Below are 16,387 nucleotides of genomic sequence, written 5' to 3'. Positions count from 1 at the left end.
GGATCACCGACTCCTTATTGAGGATTCTTAGCTGGCTCAGTTTGTTCAGGTGATGGCTTCGCATCTAAATTCTCTTCTTGAGCCGTTACTGTCATTTTTGGTTTTGCTTTTTGCAATCCAGAAACGATAACGCGCTCACCAGCCTGAACACCACTATTAACGAGCCATTTATTACCAACAGCTTGTGACACTTCAATGGTACGAACTTCAACAACATTGTCTTTATTTACAACCATTGTTGTCGCTTCACCACGCGCTGTACGAATAACGGCTTGTTGTGGGATCAAAACTGCATTTTGACGAATACCATTCTCTAACTTAGTACGAACAAACATACCTGGTAGTAATTCCCCATTCGGGTTAGGTACGATAGCGCGCATTGTAATTGAGCCTGTTGTTTCATCAACAGTCACATCAGAAAATTCTAAATGCCCTTTCTGTGCGTAAGCTTGCCCATTCGTCAGTGTTAAATGAACAACAGGTTTACCTTGTTCTTGACGAATAATGCCGCTTTCAATTTCATTTTTTAATTTCAGATAATCTTCGCTCGATTGTGTCACATCGACATAAATCGGATCGATTTGCTGAATTGTTGTCAGTGCAACTTGTTGACCTTGGGCGACTAAAGCGCCTTCAGTTACGGTTGATTTGCCTGAACGACCTGAAATTGGTGATGTTACTTTGGTGTATTCAAGATTGATTTTTGCGCTTGTCACTGCTGCTTCTGCTGCTTTAACTGCGGCAGCCGCTTGTGCATATTGTGATGTTGCGGCATCAAAATCTTGTTTACTGACGTAATTTGTACCTAGTAGCGGTTTATAACGCTCTACAGTGAGGCGAGCAATTTCAGCATTTGCTTTCGCTTTTGATAATTCAGCTTGCGCACTATTTAACGTTGCTTCAAAAAGAGCTGGGTCGATTTGATACAGTGATGTACCTGCTTCTACATAGCTACCTTCTGTATAGTTACGCTTTAAAATAATGCCGCTAACTTGAGGGCGAACCTCAGCAATACGGAAGGCTGATGTACGACCTGGTAAATCAGTAGTGATTGTCAGAGCTTGCGCTCCTAACGTCACAACACCTACAGCGGGTGCAGGAGGTGGACCTCCAGCAGACTGTTTAGCTTTGTCGTCACATCCAGCAAGAACCAAGCTGCCTGATAGCACTAACAGAGCCAGAGGCAAAACCCCTCTGTTTTTTCGCATAAGAAAACCTCTATTCAAACGTTGTTTCCCGGGATAAAAATAATTAAGTTGATGATTGATTGCGATGTATAGTACAAACATACATGAATGTATGTAAATTAACTTCAGTCAAAATCGAGGATTAATGGCACGAAAAACTAAACGGCAGGCACAAGAAACAAAACAGCAGATTATTGATGCTGCACTTAGGCTGTTTACTGTGCAAGGCGTTTCTGCCACATCACTTTCAGATATTGCAGCCGCGGCAGGTGTTACCCGTGGCGCAATATATTGGCACTTTAAAAATAAAGTGGATTTATTTACTGAAGCGTGCGAACTCACCGACTTAAAAATAGAATCTTTAGAAATAGAGTATCAATCAAAATACCCAGATGATCCACTATTTGTATTAAGAGAATTGCTTATTTACATATTGACATCAATTGTCGAAGATCCCAAACATAATGCACTTTTAGAAATATATTTCCATAAATGCGAATTTGTCGGTGAAATGACACCAATTGTTGAAATTCGCAGAGAATTGTGTGCAGCGGATCACTCTAGAATAGAACAGTCTTTATCTCGTTGTATTGAAAAAAAACAGCTTCCTACGGACCTTAATTTAAGAAGAGCCGCCATTATGTTAAGAGCCATGATGACAGGTCTTGCCGAAAATTGGTTATTTTCACCAGAAAGTTTTTCTATCAAAGATGAAAGTCAATATTTGGTTGATAGCTTTATTGATATGATAAAGCACAGTGCAAATATGAGAATATCTGCGACCTCTTAATTTATTTTTAAACAAAAGGAAGACATTCATGAGTAAGGTGTTAGTTATTGCTAATGGTGCAGCTTATGGCAATGAATCATTATTTAACGCACTGCGTTTATCGATTACATTAAAAGAACAGCATCCAGAAACTCAATTAAATATTTTTTTAATGTCTGATGCTGTGACTGGGGCTTTAGCTCGTCAACAACCTAAAGAAGGCTACAACTTACAGCAAATGCTGGAAATTTTAACAGCGCAAAATGTGCCTGTTAAGTTATGTAAAACCTGTACAGACACCCGTGGTATCAGTGATTTACCACTTGTTGATGGTGCAGAATTAGGAACTTTAGTTGATTTAGCGCAGTGGACACTAGATGCCGATAAAATCCTGACTTTCTGATCACTATTTCGTTTTCTCAGGCGAGAAACATCCCAAGCAACTTGTTCTGTTTACACTGCCAATTTAAAGCAATTGGATTATACTAAGAGACAGTTTTTCAATATTAGTTGAACAAGTTGCTTAACCATGTGTACAAAAACTCTTTTTTCTCAATTTAATAGTCAAATAAAGACGGTTATTACAGCTTCGATTATTGTCTTTATTCTTTGGAGCCTTTCCATTACCGCTGTTTTAGCCGCGGTACCGAGTAATTTACCGACTCAAGAAAGCATTCAAAACCAGCTTAATTTATTAAATAAGCGCAGTGAGTTAAGTGCAGAAGATAAATTAACTATTGCTGATCTCGAGCAATCGCTTTTATTACTTGATGATATTCAACAATTAGAAAAAAAATCGACAAGCTACAATAAAACAGTCGATCAATTACCAGAAAAATTGCGTAGTACTCAATATCAACTCGATCAATTAAAACAAAAAGTCGCTAATAAAGAAGCTGACGATTATAAAAAATCATTAGAGGCTTTACCGCTTGCAACATTAGAATCTCAACTTGAAACGGTATTACAGTCATTACAAAAATCTCAAGATGATTTAGCCAACTACAGTAATGAGCTTATTGTATTACAAACACAACCTGAAAGGGCGCAATCTGTTTTATTTAGCAATTCAGAAAGACTGCAACAAATAAGAACCTTGTTGAATAAAAGCAGTGCTGATAAAGCACAAATGCGTACTTCGGCAGTGCAACTGTTGCAATTAGAACAATATTATCTTCAACAACAAAATAATTTTCAAAAGCGAACTCTCCAATCAAATGTGCAACTGCAAAGCTTATTGCAACTACAGCGAGATTATAGTTCTGCTTATATCGACCTTTCACAAGAGCATGCTCAATTACTTCAGGATGCTATCAATGATAAACGCTTAGATAGCTCAGAGGAAACTGCCAAAGAAGCTCAAAGTACAGGGCTTGAGAATCAGATCATTAATAATGATCCATTTTATTTGGCACAAACAGAAATCAATAAACAGCTTAGCGATAAGTTGATTGTTACCACGCAAAATAATAATGATTTAAATCGCCATAGCTTACTAGTCAAGAATCGCTTAGATAGAGCTATTCAATCTGAACGTAATTTAAAAGAACAAATTGATGTGCTTAAAGGCAGTTTATTACTGTCACGTATTCTGTTTGAAGAGCAAGTTGATTTACCCGATGGTATATTTATTAATAATCTGCCTGATAAAATTGCCGATCTGCGATTAGAACAATTTGAAATAAACAAGCAACGTGATCAAATCATTCAACCTAATATTTATATTGATCAGTTGATGAAAGAGTATCAATCAACACATCCTGAAACCTCTGATGCTAATGCGCAAAAAGAGTTACGCAATGCTTTGGAACTATTAGTTGATGCTCGTAGAGAACTGCTCGATAAACTGAATAACCAATTAGGTAATCAAATTTCGGGTTCGATTAATCTCCAAATGGATCAGCAACAATTACGCAGCGTGGTAAGTTCACTCGAAAACACATTGGCTCAGCAAATTTTCTGGGTAAGCAGTAATAAGCCGATTAACCTTAATTGGTTTGCAGTATTTCCGACTCAAGCGGTTGCCGAATTTCAAGGTTTTAAACTTAACTGGTCAAATGAAAATCTGTTGATCGGGGCTAAGAAATCACTTCCTGTACTTATTGCACTTATTTCGTTCAGTTTGTTGATTATTTGGCAACGTAAAAAGCTAGATATGCAATTTGAAAAACTGAATGCGGATATTAATAAGCTTAATAAAGACTCACAACTGCATACGCCATTAGCATTAGGGATTGTATTTATAAAAACATTACCCCTTTCTTGTATTGTATTAGCAATAGGGTATTGGCTAATTAATAGCTTTAATGTTCAGCAAGAATTTATTTGGTCTTTTGCATGGCAATTTGCGGTATTTTGGCTGATGTTTGAATGGTCTTATCGCTTAATGTCTGACAATGGTGTTGCAGTAAAACATTTTAAAATTCCTCTCGAACGCGTTCAGCAAAATCGTAAACGTTTATTACGATTATCACTGCCAATGTTGCCAATTATTCTGCTTTCAGCTTATGGCATTAATAATCCATTGCTGTTGGTGGGTGATGTTATTGGGCAATTGGTTGCGATTATTTCATTATTTGGTATTAGTTTATGTGCGTTGCCATTTTGCCGTGAAATGTGGCAAGAAAAGGGCAATCATGTTGTTAGAACGGTCGTCATTACCTTATTAACGTTTTCCCCCCTTATTTTAATGGGATTGGTTATTTTTGGTTATTACTACACCGCATTGCGTTTAGCAAATCGTTGGATTGATAGCTTATATCTACTCATGCTGTGGTTTATTGCTTATCACGCCAGTTTGCGCGGCTTAACTGTTGCGGCTCGACGCCTTGCCTATCGTCGTGCACTTGAGCGTCGACAAGCAATGCTTAAAGAGAAAAAAGAAGGCGAAGATAACACTCTTGAACCTATTCAAGAACCACCAATGGATATGGATCAAATCAATCAACAATCATTAAGACTGACAACGATGATCTTATTTATCATCTTTGCGTCTAGTTTCTATGGTATTTGGTCTGATTTTATTACGGTCTTTACCTATTTAGATGGAATAACGCTCTGGAGTTACACTTTGCCGACAGAGCTTGGTAATGTCGTTAAAGCGGTTACTGTTGCCGACCTATTATTGTCTGTTTCTATTATGGCAATTTCTTGGTTTATGACCCGAAATTTACCAGGTTTATTAGAGGTATTAATTTTATCTCGTATAAAATTGCAACAAGGTGCTTCTTACGCGATCACAACCATTTTGACCTACATTATTATTGCTATCGGAACCATCGTATCACTGGGAATATTAGGTGTAGCATGGGAAAAACTGCAATGGTTAGCCGCAGCTTTAACGGTTGGTTTAGGGTTCGGTTTACAAGAAATATTTGCAAACTTTGTGTCTGGCTTAATTATTTTGTTCGAAAGACCCGTCAGAATTGGTGATACGGTTACTATTGGTACTTATTCTGGTACGGTTAGCCGAATTCGTATTAGAGCAACGACAGTGACTGACTTTGATCGCAAGGAAGTGATTATTCCAAATAAAGCGTTTGTAACTGAACGGCTTATTAACTGGACATTATCTGATACGGTGACACGTATTATTATTCAAGTGGGTGTTGCTTATGGATCTGACCTCGATAAGGTCAAAGAGATCTTAATGAAGGCCGCTAAAGAGAATGCCAGAGTGATGACTGAACCAGAACCTGTGGTGCTATTTACTGAATTTGGGGCAAGCACCCTGAATCATGATTTGCGTTTTTATGTCAGAACATTAGGTGACAGAAATATTGCAATAGATGAAGTTAACCGCGCTATTGATAAGCTGTGTAATGAAAATAATATCAATATTGCGTTTAACCAACTTGATGTCTATTTGCATAATAAACAAGGTGATGAAGTACAAGAGATAAAACGTCCTCTTGATGGCTCAACACCCGAAGCCAATACGCCTTTTGCTTAATTAAAGGGATGAATGAGTAGATTGTGCCGCTAATTTTTTTTCATAATCTTGGCGCACAATCTCGAGGGCTTCTAGTGCTGTTTTAGGATCAATATGGTGGCTTTCAAGTAAATAGATAAGATCGACTGCCAATTGAACAGACTCTGGTGCGTCTTTTAAACTCATTATCATTCCCTTTAAAATTTATCTTCTTGTTTCTCAATGCTCTTTTCGATAGAGAACAGGGCATTTTTGCAGCGCGCAAGGCGATTTTCAAGAGCGGCAATCTCTTTTTGTAACTCTTGTTGCTTCATAAAGCTCTGAGCTTGCGTTAATGAAAGCTCTCTATCTTGGATCATGGCTTGTAATCGGCGCTCATAATCCTGATGTTGGGCAAGCTTTTGGTATGAATCGACACTTTTTTTTCGTTGAGTAAGCTGGTTCTCTTGCTTTCTTAGTGTTTGTGTCGATAATTCACGAGTTAATGCTTCAATTTGTTGTAGGATTTGTGTGGCCAGAAATTTAACTTGCTGGCTTCGTTGTGCCTCAACACAAGCGATTAACTGGGTAAAATTATCGCGGATCTGTTGCATGTAGCCACCAAGGGAATCACTTCGGCGGTGGAATAGTGTCGTGTCGAAGCAAGGTGCTGCAATTTTTTTGTTTGCAATAGGCGCCACTGTTTCGGCTAGATTGTCTATCTGTTTTTTAAATAAGCTTAAAGGATCAGGTTTATTCATCTGGTTCTTGCCCCTGTTTTGATAAAAACATGAATTGACTTAAAGCAACAAAAAAGAGTTGTTAATTGGCTTTCTGTTGCATTTTAACGGCATATTGCATAGATTCTATCGTTTCGTTTTTTATTATGGCACTGATTATGACTGCTAACGCGCAACAACTGCAATTTATTAAAGACAGTATTGAAACCATTCCTGATTATCCAAAAGAAGGGATATTATTCCGTGATATCACTACATTATTGGATAATCCTGCTGCATATCAGGCAACCATTGATTTATTGGTAGAACACTATCAAGGTCAGGGTATCACTAAAGTTGTGGGTACCGAAGCGCGTGGCTTCCTATTTGGTGCTCCAGTCGCTTTACGCCTAGGTGTTGGTTTTGTTCCTGTTCGTAAAAAAGGTAAATTGCCTCGCGAAACGCTCAGTGAAACTTATGATCTGGAATACGGCACAGATACTTTAGAGATCCACAAAGATAGCATTACGGATCAAGACAAAGTATTAATGGTTGATGATTTACTAGCAACAGGTGGCACCATTGAAGCAACTGCTCGTCTGATCCGCCGTTTAGGTGGTACTGTGACAGAAGCTGCATTCATTATCTGCTTACCTGATTTAGGCGGTATCGAACGCTTAGAAAAACAAGGTGTTCATAGCTTTACACTGGTTGATTTTCCAGGACATTAATATCTTCACTGTTTAGAGAAGAACTAATTAAGTTCTTATCGTAAACACAAGTAAGAGTGCGGGTGTTTATATATCATTTATAATTTTTCTATTTTTATAAATGTATATTGCCCGCACAATTGTTACCTCTTATCTTTACCTTAAATTTCTGCTGGTTCTTTCTCCAATATCTCATTTGTTTCTTACAGATCTCGCTCAATAGGTCGTCCCTGTGTTAGCATAGAGATAAATCTTGTTCAAATTTAGCGGAATCAATGAGCTATCAGGTACTTGCCCGTAAGTGGCGCCCACAAACTTTTAACGATGTTGTTGGTCAACGTCATGTGTTGACTGCTTTAGCTAATGGTCTTGATCATCAGCGACTTCATCACGCCTATCTTTTTTCTGGCACACGAGGTGTCGGAAAAACCACTATTGCCCGATTATTTGCCAAAGGGCTCAATTGTGAAACAGGTATTACGAGTAAACCTTGTGGTCAATGTGCAAATTGCCTTGAAATAGAACAAGGGCGTTTTGTCGATTTAATTGAAATCGATGCTGCATCTCGTACTAAGGTAGAAGATACCCGTGAACTGCTGGACAATGTGCAGTACGCGCCAGCGCGAGGACGCTTTAAAGTCTACTTGATTGATGAAGTTCACATGCTTTCTCGTCACAGTTTTAATGCGCTACTAAAAACATTAGAAGAACCGCCAGAGCACGTTAAATTCTTATTAGCGACGACTGATCCACAAAAATTACCTGTCACGATTTTATCACGTTGCTTGCAATTTCATCTGCGAGCATTAGATATTGACCAAATTGCGACACAACTCGAAAAAGTGCTATCAGCAGAGCATATTGAAAATGATGTAAGAGCGCGTCAACTTATTGCACGCGCTGCCGATGGCAGTATGCGAGATGCATTAAGCTTAACAGATCAAGCTATCGCAAGTGGCGAAGGTGTTGTCAGTGCAGAAGTGGTTAGCCAAATGCTTGGCACGATTGATGACGCTCAACCATTAGCATTGATTGAAGCACTAGTAAAAGCGGATGGTCAACAGGTCATGTCGCTGGTTAATGAAGTCGCTTCAAGAGGTACTGACTGGGAAAATTTCTTGGTTGAAACACTCTCATTACTGCATCAAATTGCGATGTTGCAGTTATTGCCTAGTGAAGAAAATCCTCAAGAGCAATTTACTCAAGAACGCCTACGTTTATTGGCAAAATCTGTTTCTCCACAAGATTTACAACTCTATTATCAAACCTTATTAGTAGGGCGAAAAGAACTGGCTTATGCGCCAGATAGACGCATGGGGGTTGAAATGACTCTGTTACGTGCGCTTGCTTTTCATCCTAAAACAGTGATTGATGAAATACCTTCTGCGCCATTAGCACAAACTTTACCTTCAGCATCATTGCCTACAAATAGAATGTCTGAACATTATGCTCCGCAAACTGTGCAGACTCATTCGCCTCAAGTGGATCACCCATCTTCTTCACCAATAGAAAATAGTGCTTCATTAGGCAATAGCCCCGCAGCACAACTTCTAAGGGCAAGGCAGGCAATAAAGGGGACGGAACAACAAACCCCGCCCAAAAAGTCTGAACCGGCGACGCCTAATCGGGCCAAGCCGGCTGCTAGTGCATTAGAGCGGCTAGCAGCCGTGAGTGAAAAACGCCAGCAAGCAGCGAAGCGTCAGACTAATGCGCCTGAAAAAAAGAAAAAAGAAGAGTATCAGTGGCGTCCGCAAAACCCTGAGTTAATGTCAACGCAAGAGGTTGTTTCTTCACCAAAAGAGATCAAAGAAGTTCTCGAATATGAAAAAACACCTGAATTAGCAGCAAAAATTGCTAAAGAGTCGCAAGAAAGAGATGCTTGGGCGGCTGAAATTGACAAAATGCCACTCCCTAAATTGGTGCAACAACTGGCATTAAATGCGTATAAAGAGACAGTAAACGAAGAAAACGTTATTTTGCATTTACGAACTAAACAGAAACATTTAAATTCTGCAAATGCGTTACGCACGCTTACTAATGCGTTAAGTGAATTGCATGGAAAAGCAATTTCACTCACAATTATAGAAGATGATGATCCAACGGTAAAAACACCGTTGGAGTGGCGACAAGCCATTTATGATGAAAAATTGGCGTTATCGCGTCAATCGATTATTACGGATAAAACGATTCAAACATTACAGCAATATTTTGATGCTGAATTGGATGAAGAGAGTATCCGACCTGTTTAATCGCAACATGTTGTATGACTTCATACTGTGTGGCTTTTACAAAGAGAGACAATTATGTTCGGAAAAGGTGGTTTGGGTAATCTGATGAAGCAAGCCCAACAAATGCAAGAAAAAATGCAACAAATGCAAGAAGAGATCGCAAACTTAGAAGTGACAGGTGAATCTGGCGCTGGCTTAGTTAAGATCACTATCAATGGTGCTCATAATTGCCGTCGTGTTGAAATCGATCCTAGCCTGCTAGAAGATGACAAAGAGATGCTGGAAGATCTGATTGCTGCTGCCTTTAATGATGCTGCGCGTCGTATTGATGAAACACAAAAAGAAAGAATGGCCTCTGTTTCTAACGGTATGCAATTGCCACCAGGCTTTAAGATGCCATTCTAATGCAAACCAGCCCACTTCTTGAATCATTAATGGAAGCGTTGCGTTGTTTACCCGGTGTCGGGCCTAAGTCAGCGCAACGAATGGCTTTCCAACTACTTCAACGCGATAGAAGCGGTGGTATGCGACTTGCACAAGCACTCGCGCGTGCAATGTCTGAAATCGGTCATTGCTGTGATTGCCGAACTTTTACTGAAGAAGAGCGTTGCACCATCTGTGCGAATGTTCGTCGTCAGCAAAATGGGCAAATTTGTGTTGTCGAAAGTCCTGCGGATATTCATGCTATCGAGCAGACAGGGCAGTTTGCAGGGCGATACTTTGTCTTAATGGGGCATTTATCCCCTTTAGATGGTATCGGTCCTATGGACATTGGTTTAGATAGACTTGAAGAGCGCTTAAGCCAAGAGACGATTTCTGAAGTGATCTTGGCAACCAATCCGACGGTTGAAGGTGAAGCTACAGCCAATTATATTGCTGAAATCTGTGCTCAGTATGATATTACGGCAAGCCGGATAGCTCACGGCGTTCCAGTGGGCGGCGAACTTGAAATGGTTGACGGTACAACGCTTTCACACTCTATTGCTGGACGCCAAAAGATCCACTATTAACATCATAAATATTTTATTTAAAAAGCACCTTTTACTTAATGTAATGAGGTGCTTTTTTTCATCTAAAATCGCGTAAATGTTCTAAAATTTAATTTAAAACACTCTATTTAAAACCTCAAAACCTGTTTTTTTTCAGAAATATCTTTATCTTCCTTTTATCGCTTTTTTCTTTCTGATGAATTTTGCGTCTTTATGTTACATTAATCATTATCATGAAAAATAATAACTGATTGATGGAGCATCCCATGATCCCTGACGTAGCTTTGGTTGATAACAGTGAACAACGTACCCCTCTGATCTTAGTGCTAGATAGCTCTGGCAGTATGTATGGTCAACCTATTCAACAATTAAATGAAGGGCTTAAATTACTCGAACAAGAACTCAAAAATGATGTGATTGCGGCTAAACGTGTACGTATTTTAGTGATTGAATACGGCGGATATGACCAATGTACGGTTCATGGTGATTGGAAAGATGCTATGGATTTCACAGCCCCTGTTTTAGAAGCTAATGGCACAACCCCAATGGGACAAGCCATTACTTTAGCGCTTGAAGAAATTGAAGCAGAAAAACAGCGCTTTAAACAAGCGGGTGTTGCTTATACACGTCCTTGGCTATTTTTAATGTCTGATGGTGTTCCGACAGACCAATGGGAACAGGCTGCACAGCTTTGTCGCCAAGCAGAAGAAAGCCAAAAAACAGCGGTGTTTCCGATTATGGTTGATGGCGCATCAGCAGAAGTTATGGGAAGTTTTAGTCGTAATGGCGTTAACGGCGTGAAAATGCTTAAAGGGTTGCAATTTAAAGAACTGTTCTTGTGGCTAAGCGCCAGTATGCAGGTTGTTTCACAATCTACACCAGGCGGTACGGCACAATTACCTTCAACTGATTCTTGGGCGAGTGTACCTGTTTGATGAATGATTGGTTAGCTTATGGGGCATCTGTGACAGGCATTGCCCATCAAGAACGTCAAATTCCCTGTCAGGATGCTTATTTTATTCGTCGTAAAGGTGAATATCTTATCGCTGCTGTTTGTGATGGTGCTGGTTCTTCTCATTATAGTGAACAAGGTGCTCAGCTTGTTGCTCGGTTATTTACGCTACGTATTACAGAGTGGCCAAACATTGATTTGTTAACCGAAAAACAGATAACACAAGGAGCTAAACAACTTATTGAAGATATTCGCCTCCAACTGGCTGAATATGCAGAAATAAAGCAGTGTGCGCTTAATGAATATGCATCAACATTGGTTGCATGTTGGGTCGGTGATGATAGTGGCTATTTATTCCATTTGGGTGACGGTATTGCTGTGGTGGAATACTGTGATGGTACAAGTTATGTATCACAACCTGAAAATGGAGAATATGCGAATCAAACTTGGTTTGTAACGTCAGAAAATTGGGAAGCGCATTTACGCGTTATTCCCCTAAATAAACCAGTAAAACAAGTTATTTTGATGTCTGATGGTGTACAGCCTTTTGCCATGAATAAAGCGGGTGATGCCCTTTATGAACCGTTTATCACCCCTGTGATCCGTTATTTAAAAACTGTATCAGAAGATAGTGGAAGTGAGGCATTAGCAGGGACTTTAGCTGATCCTCGAACACACTCAATCACAGGCGATGATAAAACCTTAGTTATTTGCATCAGGGATGAAGAGTTGTGGTAAAAGCGAGAAAGAAAGGGATAGTTCAACCAGTATCTAGGCAATTACAAGATGAAAACGGTAAGATTTATCAAATAGGTGATTTGATAAAAAGCGGTGGTGCGGGTAGCGTTAGCCATATTAATAATGCACCTTTCCAAGTCTCAAAAGTTTATCATGACAAAATTGATAAAGCCTATTATCTGAAAAAGATCACGGCAATGCAGAAGTTAGAACCTGCATTAAAGCCCGTTTCTGTTAACGATACGCCCATTATCCAACTCGCATGGCCTCAAGCACGTTTATACAATAGCCAAAAGCAATTTGTTGGCTTTGTGATGCCTGAACTTGATGTCAAAAATACGATTGAGTTGGAATACATTCTTCAAGAACGCCAAGCCAAAGCGCATGGCTTACCCACGGGAATGGGGGCGAAAGTGAGTCTCGCATATAACCTTTGCTCATTGATTGATGCTTTACATCAGCAAGGGCACCGTATTATTGATATGAAACCGCTGAATTTGCGGTTTTATAAATCAAGTCTGTATATGTCTCTTCTCGATTGTGATGGATTTAGTATCCAAGGTGAGAATACGCGTTTTCCTGCTGGGCAATTTACTGTTGAATATCTTGCCCCTGAATTTCAAGCAAAACAAACCGTTCCAGAATCTCAAGAAGAGTGGCAAGACCGATTTGCCTTAGCCGTTATTATTTTTCAGTTGCTTAATTTTGGTATCCACCCTTTTAGTGGCCGACCTAAAAATGACACTGTACCTACGGATATACCAAGACGTATTGCGGGGCATTTTTATGGTTATGGCATAAAGGCGCATAATTTGATCACCCCAAATGTCGCCAGTGGACATAAACAATTACCTGATAAGCTAAGAACGCTCTTTGATAAAGCATTTTCAGGCACACCTTCGCAAAGACCAAGTGCAAAAACATGGACGACAGCACTTTATGAATATGCACAACCCGAAAAGCAACAGTTAGTCATTTGTCAAAAAGATAAAAACCACCAGCATTTTGCAGGTAAAGCTTGCGCAGCTTGTGCAAGAGAGGCGAAGTTACAGCAAGTTGCAATTACTCAGAAACAAAACCAAACGCAACGTGAGCCAGTTCGTCAAAAAAGAGTACAAAATGCGAATATCCGACAAGCGCCAACTCAAACTACGCCAGCGAAACCTATTCAACCGCCAGCGATATTTATTGCGGTTAAAAATGCAATAAACCAAGTACCCAAAGTCATATTACATACCGCTATTGCCATGATAGTCCCTGTATTTTTGGGGTTATTACTGATGAATTTTATTCCACAAGGAGCCAGCGGTGGTTTAGGTTCTAGTTGGATCGCAGATTTAATCAAAGCGGATTATATTGAGCAAATACTAATAACGATGTTGAGTGTGATGTTTTTAATGGTTTTAGCCATTATCTTGTTAGTTCTTTTTGTTTTCCCTTCAATGCATATTTTGAAAAGAAAGCCATAATTTAGGGAAAATAACATGAAAAAAAGAATAAAGCTGATCCTGATTATTATTGGCGTTATAACGTTACTGTTCCCTTTCTGGTTGCCAGCCTTCTTAGTTTCAACCTTTAGCTTGATTGATAGTTTTAATAGTAAAATTCTCCCCTCATCTGTTCGCTTTGATGAACGTAATTTCTTACTGGGATTATGGTTAGGCTCTCTTATTATGACGATTGTTATGTTATTGCAATCGTGGCGAGCTAAAAACATTTACTATTTATGTGGTGGTGGATTAGTCCTTTTAATGGCGCTGGGGGTGTCATTCTCGGTGATACCCAAAAGTGAATTAGAAGATCGTCGTCGCTTTGTTTTACAAAATATAGAACAATCTGAATGGCAAAATTATCATTATTTTGTTGTTAATAGTGAAAATGAGATCCGTAACATTATTCGGTCTAATCAACCGAAAGCGCTGGCATCTATTAGTGCTATTGAGAAAGCGCGAATTGCTTTACCAGGATTGGATTATTTTAGTGATGATGTGATTGTGGCGACAAAAGCGAAAGAAGCTTATTTAGTTCATACCAAGGGAACATCAGAACGTGCGGAAGCTGTAAAAACACTCAATTTTTATGGCGACTGGCTATTAAATCAACCTGAGATTATGGTCGCTCAGGCATTAGCTTCCCTTTCAAATAGTAATGATGCTCAATTAACGCAATCAGGTATTAATGTTATTGCTGTTGCGCCATTATCACCTGAGGCATGGCAAGTTTTATCACTTACTTATATCGCCCATCGTTCTTTGGATGCACAAATTGAAAAAGCGATGTTAGCTTTAATGGTGGCAGATACGCTCAAACAGGCTAAGCAAGGTCATAATGATATTTCAGCGCAACAATTGTTGAAAAAAGCAATTTCAGAGCTTACTGAAAATCAGCGTCAGGTTTATCAGATATTACAAGCGCGTGTTATTGAAGATCGTTTTTATCGACAAAACAGAACACCACCAGAAGAAGTCACTAAGCTTGCTAATCAGCGATTACCAGTGAGTAATGCAATCAATAATGATTTAACCACTTATCTTGAAATGCAATCAATGATGGGAAAAGAGTATCCCGGAGAAGTGATCGTTGAATCACCTAATGAAGTGAAAAACTTAACTGAAATCCGTTATCCAACAATCAGAAAATATATCCCTCGTGCAGATGTTATTTTATCCGTTGATGTCGATCCTCAAGGGCGTATTTCAGGGCTTTGGGTGCAAAACAGTAGTGGTGTTGATGCTTTCGATGATCAAGCAGTGAAAGCGGCTCGTCATTGGCGTTTTATGCCAAACAAAGACGGATATCGCCAACGTGTGACAGTTCGTTTTGAAAGTACCCGTCTTGGTTGGAAAGAGTATGCGGTTAAGCAACAATCAACATTGATAAAACTGGTTAAAGCTTATGCGAGACAAGATGCAAAAGGGATAACACTGACTGAAAATGCTTATACAGAACTGAAAAAGCAAGCGCCAGAATTAGATGATGGAAGAGAAGCAACTCGCTCCAGCTATGATCCTTATTCATCTTATTACCCTAGATTATCTCAACAACAGCAAGAAAAACGTGCTGCGTTACAAGCTATCTTAAAAGAGTTGCAGACATTGCCTAATGGTAAAAATAACCATGAAAGTTGGGATAACAGTATTCGCTTTTTAAATGAAAAACTCGCTCTTCATCAGGATAATGCCGATATCGTGAGAACAGTAGCACGTTTTGAATTGCAATATTACAACGTAGGAACCAACAATTTAGCCAGTTCTCCTAAAATTTATCCTCAAGAGAGAAAATATTGGCAAACTTTATTACTCAATGCGCGTACTCATTTTGAACAGGCCATCGCATTAGAACCCGATCGTGAAGATGTCTGGTTAGGATGGGGTATAACATGGCTCGATGAAGATCCTGAAATTGCAGCAGGGGCATTTGCTAAAGCGTCACAGCAAAAATCAAAAGAAAGTGTTGGTTCGCTGATGCAAATGTTAGAAATGAGAATGGTGATACATACACTTGAGGGCGCTCGCTTAGATCGCTATCAAACCTTACGAGCGCGAATGGATATGCGTTATTTACCTGAAGGTATTGAAGTTAAACCTTCAGATGATTATCTCAGTGATGACTTAACTCAGATTCAATTAGCTCAACGTGTAATACCAGCATCAGATCCTAATAGTAAAGTGATACGTAAGCCACTAAACAACAAGGTTGTTGAGCAATCAAATCGGACATTTAGTATTGATTTCTCATCAGCGAATATCAAAGGCAGTGATCAGGCATTACCGAAAGTGAATGCACCTGATACAGCACCTAAAACAGGGGATATGATCTTACAACTTGATGTTGACCCTCAAGGTGTTCCTACTGTGGTGCTATTGAAATTTGGCAGTGGTGATATGAGCATAGATAATGCCGTTATTGATGCTGCATATCAATGGCGTTTTAATGGTTCACCTGCTCGAAAAGGTAACGTGTTTTTGATATCCGTTCAATTTAGCCAATAATTACTACTTGATTAAATAATGTTATAAAAAACCTCCTTTTTTGTTAGTGAAAAGGAGGTTTTTTTCTATTTAATGATTTTCTAACTTATTGAAAGAAATAAAATTGTTATCTAGATCACAAAAAAATAGCCATTTCAAAAAGACAGAACCACTCAACTCAAAAAACAGACCGCTTAATTCGTTATACAACCGC

Annotated in this window: 14 protein-coding genes; 11 read left to right on the top strand and 3 right to left on the bottom strand. The window is 39.2% G+C overall.

The window, feature by feature from the left end:
* Positions 1 to 14: 14 nt before the first annotated feature.
* Positions 15 to 1,208: an efflux RND transporter periplasmic adaptor subunit gene (locus ACNARN_RS04740; protein ID WP_109371677.1), complete on the bottom strand. Its 1,194-nt coding sequence runs from the start codon at positions 1,206 to 1,208 to the stop codon at positions 15 to 17.
* A gap of 124 nt (positions 1,209 to 1,332) precedes the next feature.
* Between ACNARN_RS04740 and acrR the strand changes: the two genes are divergently transcribed.
* The 3 genes from acrR to mscK all read left to right on the top strand — a co-directional run bounded on the left by acrR (position 1,333) and on the right by mscK (position 5,908).
* The gene (gene acrR, locus ACNARN_RS04735) at positions 1,333 to 1,977 is read left to right on the top strand and encodes a multidrug efflux transporter transcriptional repressor AcrR (protein ID WP_109371675.1); all 645 of its coding nucleotides are present in this window, start codon (positions 1,333 to 1,335) and stop codon (positions 1,975 to 1,977) included.
* Between the two features lie 28 nt (positions 1,978 to 2,005).
* The gene (locus ACNARN_RS04730) at positions 2,006 to 2,359 is read left to right on the top strand and encodes a DsrE/DsrF/TusD sulfur relay family protein (RefSeq protein ID WP_072069368.1); all 354 of its coding nucleotides are present in this window, start codon (positions 2,006 to 2,008) and stop codon (positions 2,357 to 2,359) included.
* 126 nt (positions 2,360 to 2,485) lie between these two features.
* The gene (gene mscK, locus ACNARN_RS04725; protein ID WP_198632096.1) at positions 2,486 to 5,908 is read left to right on the top strand and encodes a mechanosensitive channel MscK; all 3,423 of its coding nucleotides are present in this window, start codon (positions 2,486 to 2,488) and stop codon (positions 5,906 to 5,908) included.
* Here mscK and rsmS read toward each other — a convergent pair whose 3' ends face one another.
* Both rsmS and priC read right to left on the bottom strand, forming a co-directional pair.
* The gene (rsmS, locus tag ACNARN_RS04720; RefSeq protein ID WP_198619369.1) at positions 5,909 to 6,073 is read right to left on the bottom strand and encodes a pleiotropic regulatory protein RsmS; all 165 of its coding nucleotides are present in this window, start codon (positions 6,071 to 6,073) and stop codon (positions 5,909 to 5,911) included.
* Positions 6,074 to 6,084: 11 nt separating this feature from the next.
* Positions 6,085 to 6,627 carry a primosomal replication protein PriC gene (gene priC, locus ACNARN_RS04715; protein WP_416304204.1) on the bottom strand — a complete coding sequence of 181 codons (543 nt, stop codon included), beginning with the start codon at positions 6,625 to 6,627 and terminating at the stop codon, positions 6,085 to 6,087.
* Between the two features lie 137 nt (positions 6,628 to 6,764).
* Between priC and apt the strand changes: the two genes are divergently transcribed.
* The 8 genes from apt to ACNARN_RS04675 all read left to right on the top strand — a co-directional run bounded on the left by apt (position 6,765) and on the right by ACNARN_RS04675 (position 16,194).
* Entirely contained in the window at positions 6,765 to 7,316 is a 552-nt protein-coding gene (apt, locus tag ACNARN_RS04710) for an adenine phosphoribosyltransferase (RefSeq protein ID WP_036911661.1), read from the top strand.
* A gap of 254 nt (positions 7,317 to 7,570) precedes the next feature.
* Positions 7,571 to 9,544 (top strand): DNA polymerase III subunit gamma/tau, encoded by a 1,974-nt coding sequence (dnaX, locus tag ACNARN_RS04705; protein WP_198626028.1) that lies wholly within the window; start codon positions 7,571 to 7,573, stop codon positions 9,542 to 9,544.
* 54 nt (positions 9,545 to 9,598) lie between these two features.
* Positions 9,599 to 9,928, top strand: a complete 330-nt coding sequence (locus ACNARN_RS04700; protein WP_023580840.1) for a YbaB/EbfC family nucleoid-associated protein — start codon at positions 9,599 to 9,601, stop codon at positions 9,926 to 9,928.
* Entirely contained in the window at positions 9,928 to 10,533 is a 606-nt protein-coding gene (gene recR, locus ACNARN_RS04695; RefSeq protein WP_416304203.1) for a recombination mediator RecR, read from the top strand. Before ACNARN_RS04700 ends, recR begins: the two co-directional genes overlap by 1 nt.
* A gap of 245 nt (positions 10,534 to 10,778) precedes the next feature.
* Complete coding sequence (locus tag ACNARN_RS04690; RefSeq protein WP_227336451.1) at positions 10,779 to 11,447, top strand: vWA domain-containing protein; 669 nt, start codon at positions 10,779 to 10,781, stop codon at positions 11,445 to 11,447.
* Positions 11,447 to 12,202 carry a PP2C family serine/threonine-protein phosphatase gene (locus ACNARN_RS04685; RefSeq protein WP_198629911.1) on the top strand — a complete coding sequence of 252 codons (756 nt, stop codon included), beginning with the start codon at positions 11,447 to 11,449 and terminating at the stop codon, positions 12,200 to 12,202. The genes ACNARN_RS04690 and ACNARN_RS04685 overlap by 1 nt, the downstream gene beginning before the upstream one ends.
* Complete coding sequence (locus ACNARN_RS04680; RefSeq protein ID WP_198619371.1) at positions 12,196 to 13,671, top strand: DNA-binding protein; 1,476 nt, start codon at positions 12,196 to 12,198, stop codon at positions 13,669 to 13,671. The genes ACNARN_RS04685 and ACNARN_RS04680 overlap by 7 nt, the downstream gene beginning before the upstream one ends.
* A 15-nt stretch (positions 13,672 to 13,686) precedes the next feature.
* The gene (locus ACNARN_RS04675) at positions 13,687 to 16,194 is read left to right on the top strand and encodes a TonB family protein (RefSeq protein WP_416304202.1); all 2,508 of its coding nucleotides are present in this window, start codon (positions 13,687 to 13,689) and stop codon (positions 16,192 to 16,194) included.
* Positions 16,195 to 16,387 lie beyond the last annotated feature (193 nt).

Source organism: Proteus sp. TSJ240517 (assembly GCF_047921575.1).
Classification (GTDB): Bacteria; Pseudomonadota; Gammaproteobacteria; order Enterobacterales; family Enterobacteriaceae; genus Proteus.
This window is presented reverse-complemented; position numbering and strand designations above follow the sequence as displayed.

Coding starts and splice junctions, on each gene's coding strand:
- apt (WP_036911661.1), top strand. CDS start 6,765: ATGACTGCTAACGCGCAACAACTGCAATTTATTAAAGACAGTATTGAA.
- acrR (WP_109371675.1), top strand. CDS start 1,333: ATGGCACGAAAAACTAAACGGCAGGCACAAGAAACAAAACAGCAGATT.
- priC (WP_416304204.1), bottom strand. CDS start 6,627: ATGAATAAACCTGATCCTTTAAGCTTATTTAAAAAACAGATAGACAAT.
- mscK (WP_198632096.1), top strand. CDS start 2,486: ATGTGTACAAAAACTCTTTTTTCTCAATTTAATAGTCAAATAAAGACG.
- ACNARN_RS04690 (WP_227336451.1), top strand. CDS start 10,779: ATGATCCCTGACGTAGCTTTGGTTGATAACAGTGAACAACGTACCCCT.
- ACNARN_RS04730 (WP_072069368.1), top strand. CDS start 2,006: ATGAGTAAGGTGTTAGTTATTGCTAATGGTGCAGCTTATGGCAATGAA.
- ACNARN_RS04700 (WP_023580840.1), top strand. CDS start 9,599: ATGTTCGGAAAAGGTGGTTTGGGTAATCTGATGAAGCAAGCCCAACAA.
- ACNARN_RS04675 (WP_416304202.1), top strand. CDS start 13,687: ATGAAAAAAAGAATAAAGCTGATCCTGATTATTATTGGCGTTATAACG.
- ACNARN_RS04685 (WP_198629911.1), top strand. CDS start 11,447: ATGAATGATTGGTTAGCTTATGGGGCATCTGTGACAGGCATTGCCCAT.
- ACNARN_RS04740 (WP_109371677.1), bottom strand. CDS start 1,208: ATGCGAAAAAACAGAGGGGTTTTGCCTCTGGCTCTGTTAGTGCTATCA.
- dnaX (WP_198626028.1), top strand. CDS start 7,571: ATGAGCTATCAGGTACTTGCCCGTAAGTGGCGCCCACAAACTTTTAAC.
- rsmS (WP_198619369.1), bottom strand. CDS start 6,073: ATGAGTTTAAAAGACGCACCAGAGTCTGTTCAATTGGCAGTCGATCTT.
- recR (WP_416304203.1), top strand. CDS start 9,928: ATGCAAACCAGCCCACTTCTTGAATCATTAATGGAAGCGTTGCGTTGT.